The sequence below is a fragment of the Streptomyces sp. NPDC058877 genome, from assembly GCF_042742855.1.
GTDB lineage: Bacteria > Actinomycetota > Actinomycetes > Streptomycetales > Streptomycetaceae > Streptomyces.
Genome location: NZ_JBHYMF010000340.1, coordinates 1 through 3380, shown reverse-complemented (window position 1 = coordinate 3380; position 3380 = coordinate 1). Strand labels below are relative to the sequence as shown.

At 75.4% G+C, this 3380-nt stretch carries 3 protein-coding genes; 2 read left to right on the top strand and 1 reads right to left on the bottom strand.

Annotated elements, in window-relative coordinates; translation table 11 throughout:
• Positions 1-34: 34 nt before the first annotated feature.
• A complete protein-coding gene (locus ACFW2Y_RS35155; protein ID WP_384887631.1) occupies positions 35-667 on the top strand; it encodes a class F sortase in 633 nt (210 codons plus the stop codon).
• Between the two features lie 34 nt (positions 668-701).
• Positions 702-1388 (top strand): PH domain-containing protein, encoded by a 687-nt coding sequence (locus ACFW2Y_RS35150; RefSeq protein ID WP_384887628.1) that lies wholly within the window; start codon positions 702-704, stop codon positions 1386-1388.
• A 153-nt stretch (positions 1389-1541) separates the two neighbouring features.
• On the opposite strand, the gene ACFW2Y_RS35145 is transcribed toward ACFW2Y_RS35150, so the two are convergent.
• Positions 1542-3194 carry a phospho-sugar mutase gene (locus tag ACFW2Y_RS35145; RefSeq protein WP_384887625.1) on the bottom strand — a complete coding sequence of 551 codons (1653 nt, stop codon included), beginning with the start codon at positions 3192-3194 and terminating at the stop codon, positions 1542-1544.
• Between the last annotated feature and the right edge of the window lie 186 nt (positions 3195-3380).

The following is a 3380-nucleotide window of genomic DNA, read 5'->3' as shown; positions in this document are numbered from 1 at the left end:
CCGCCGCCCGTCCCGTCCCGCCCGGAGCCCTCCCGTGAACCGCATCCGCCCCCGCACCGCGTCCGTCCTCCTCCTGACCGCGCTCGTGGCGCTCACCGGCTGCTCGGCGTCCGGCCCCTCGCCCTCCACCCCGCCCGCCCACATCGCCGGGGCCACCGCCACCGCCCCCGAGCCCGCGAAGAGCGCCGCCCCGGTGCAAGCGCTGCCCCGCTCCCTGCCCGTCCGCGTCCAGGTCCCCGCCGCCGGGGTCGACGCCCGTCCGATCCTGGACCTGGGGTTGAACGCCGACGGCACCGTCGAGGTGCCCTCGGTCGCCGACGCCGACCGCATCGGTTGGTACGAGAAGGGCGTCACGCCCGGGGAGACCGGCCCCGCCGTCCTCATCGGCCACTTCGACACCGTCCGCGGTCCCGCCGTCCTCAAGGACGTCGCCAAGGTCCGGGTCGGCGACGAGATCACCGTGGCCCGCGCCGACGGCAAGACCGCCGTCTTCCGGGTCCGCGAGCTGGAGCAGGTCGACAAGGGGGCCTTCCCGACGACCAAGGTGTACGGGAACACCACGCGCCCCGAACTCCGGCTGATCACCTGCGGCGGGGAGCTGGTCGACGGCCACCGCCCCGACAACATCATTCTGTACGCGGAGCTCACGGCCGTGCGGGCCGCCTGACCTCCGGTCCGTCGGCTGAGGCACAATCGGCGGCATGACGACCCCCGAGCCGACCCCCGAGCCCGACCCTGAGCCGAGCCGCGGGTCGATCCCCGACCAGCCGTCCGCAGCACCGGCCTACGCCGACAAGGTCTTCCGGTCACCCCTCGGGATCGCGAGCGGTGTCTTCCTGGTGCTGCTCGCGGTCCTGTTCACGGGGGACGCGGTGATCCGCGGTGAGGGGCGCACCCCCTGGCTCGCGCTCGCCGGTCTCGTCCTCGTGGTCCCGCTGATCGTCGCCTTCACCATCCGGCCCGCGGTGTACGCCAACGACCAGCGGCTCCGGATCCGCAACCCCTTCCGGTCGATCCTCCTGCCCTGGGCCGCCGTCGCCGACGTCCGCGCCGGCTACTCCAGCGAGGTGTTCACCCAGGAGGGCGCCAAGTACCAGCTGTGGGCGATCCCCGTCTCGCTGCGCCAGCGCAAGCGGGCGGCCCGCCGCGCCGCCCGTGCCTCCCAGGACGATCCGCACCGCCGCACCTCCGTCACCGCCGACGTGCGGGACAGCGCCGACCGGACCGCGCCCACCGACCGTGCCGTCGCCGAGCTGCGCGCGCTGGCCGAGCTGCGTGCCGGGAGCGAGGGCGCGCAGGGCGAGCCGCAGGTGCGCTGGGCGTACGAGATCATCGCTCCGGCGGTGGCCGGGCTGGTGCTGCTCGTGGTGCTCTTCGCGACGGGGTGAGCCGCGGGCGCTTCCGCACGGCGGCGGTCCGGCCCCGGGCACGTGCCCCGCGGCGCGCCCCGGGCTCCGGGCGGATTCACCCGGACGGAGGCGTGCACGGAACGCCGGAGGGCCGGTACGGGAACGATCCCGTACCGGCCCTCCGGCATTCCGCTACAGCCCGGCAGCCTCGGCCAGGTCCCGCTTGATCGCGGCGAGCACCTCGGCCCCGGTCGCGCGGGCCGCGGCCAGTTCGCTGGCGTCTCCGACGGGGACGACGACCTCCAGGTAGCACTTGAGCTTGGGCTCGGTGCCGGACGGGCGGACGATCACCCGGGCCTTGTGGGCGCCCTCCAGGTGGTAGCGCAGCCCGTCCGTCGGCGGCAGCGACTCCGTGCCCTTCGTCAGGTCCTCGGCCGAGACGACCGTCAGACCGGCGAGGGAGGCCGGCGGGCGCTCGCGGAGCGCAGCCATCGCGTTCGCGATGACGCCGAGGTCCTCGACGCGCACCGACAGCTGGTCGGTGGCGTGCAGGCCGTGCGCCACCGCCAGGTCGTCGAGCAGGTCGGTGAGGGTCCGGCCCTGCTCCTTGAGCTCCGAGGCCAGCTCGGTGACGAGCAGCGCCGCCGTGATGCCGTCCTTGTCGCGGACGCCCTCCGGGTCGACGCAGTAGCCGAGCGCCTCCTCGTAGCCGTAGCGCAGGCCGTCCACCCGGGCGATCCACTTGAAGCCGGTCAGCGTCTCCTCGTAGCCGACTCCGGCGGCCTCGGCGATCCGGCCGAGCAGCGAGGAGGACACGATCGACTCGGCGAACACGCCGGTGGCGCCCTTGTGCACCAGGTGCGCGGCGAGCAGCGCGCCCACCTCGTCGCCGCGGAGCATCCGCCAGCCGCCCTCGGCGTCCGGGGCCGGCACGGCCACGGCACAGCGGTCGGCGTCCGGGTCGTTCGCGATGACGAGGTCGGGGTCCACGGCCCGGGCGGCCTCGAAGGCCAGGTCCATGGCGCCCGGCTCCTCCGGGTTCGGGAAGGCGACCGTCGGGAAGGCCGGATCGGGGTCGGCCTGCTCGGCGACGAGCGTCGGCGGCGGGAAGCCCGCCCGGGCGAACGCAGCCGTCAGGACGTCCTTGCCGACGCCGTGCATGGCCGTGTAGACGGTGCGCGCGGTCCTGGGGGAGCCCTGGGTCAGCACGGCGTCCGTGCGGGCCAGGTAAGCCTCCAGGACCTCGTCGCCGAGCACCTCCCAGCCGTCGTCCGGCCGCGGCACGTCGTGGAGCGACCGGACCGCGTCGATCTCGGCGGCGATCTCCGCGTCGGCGGGCGGCACGATCTGCGAGCCGTCGCCCAGGTAGACCTTGTAGCCGTTGTCGCGCGGCGGGTTGTGGCTCGCGGTCACTTCGACGCCGGCGACGGCGCCCAGGTGCCTTATGGCGTACGCGAGGACGGGGGTCGGCAGCGGGCGGGGGAGCAGCGCGGCCCGCAGCCCGGCACCGGTCATCACGGCGGCGGTGTCCCGGGCGAAGTCGGCGGACTTGTAGCGGGCGTCGTAGCCGATGACCACGAGGCCGCCGGTCCGGCCCTTCGCCTTCAGGTGGGCGGCGAGGCCGGCGGCGGCACGGATCACCACGGAGCGGTTCATCCGCATGGGGCCGGCGCCGAGCTCACCGCGGAGCCCGGCCGTGCCGAACTGCAGCGTGCCGCCGAAGCGGGCGGCGAGCTCGTCGGTCGCGCCGCGGTCGAGGAGCGCGGCCAGTTCCTCCCGGGTCTCCGGGTCGGGGTCCTCGGCGAGCCAGGCCTGGGCCCGGGTGAGGAGGTCGTCCTGCGTCACGGTGTGCCTTTCGGGTGTGCGGACGGGCGGGTGGATGGGGTGCGGGTCGTGAGCCGCCGCGCGGAGCCTTTCCCCGCCCCGCCCCCTTCCGTAACCGGGCTTCCGCCACGGCATCCGCAGCGTGCGCGTCGACCGGGCCGTGGCGCGGCGGCGTCGACGGCGGCCCGCCCGCCGTCCGGAGGGGAC

Bases quoted from the DNA above. Each gene is read 5' to 3' on its own strand.
- ACFW2Y_RS35150 (WP_384887628.1), top strand. From the start codon at position 702: ATGACGACCCCCGAGCCGACCCCCGAGCCCGACCCTGAGCCGAGCCGC.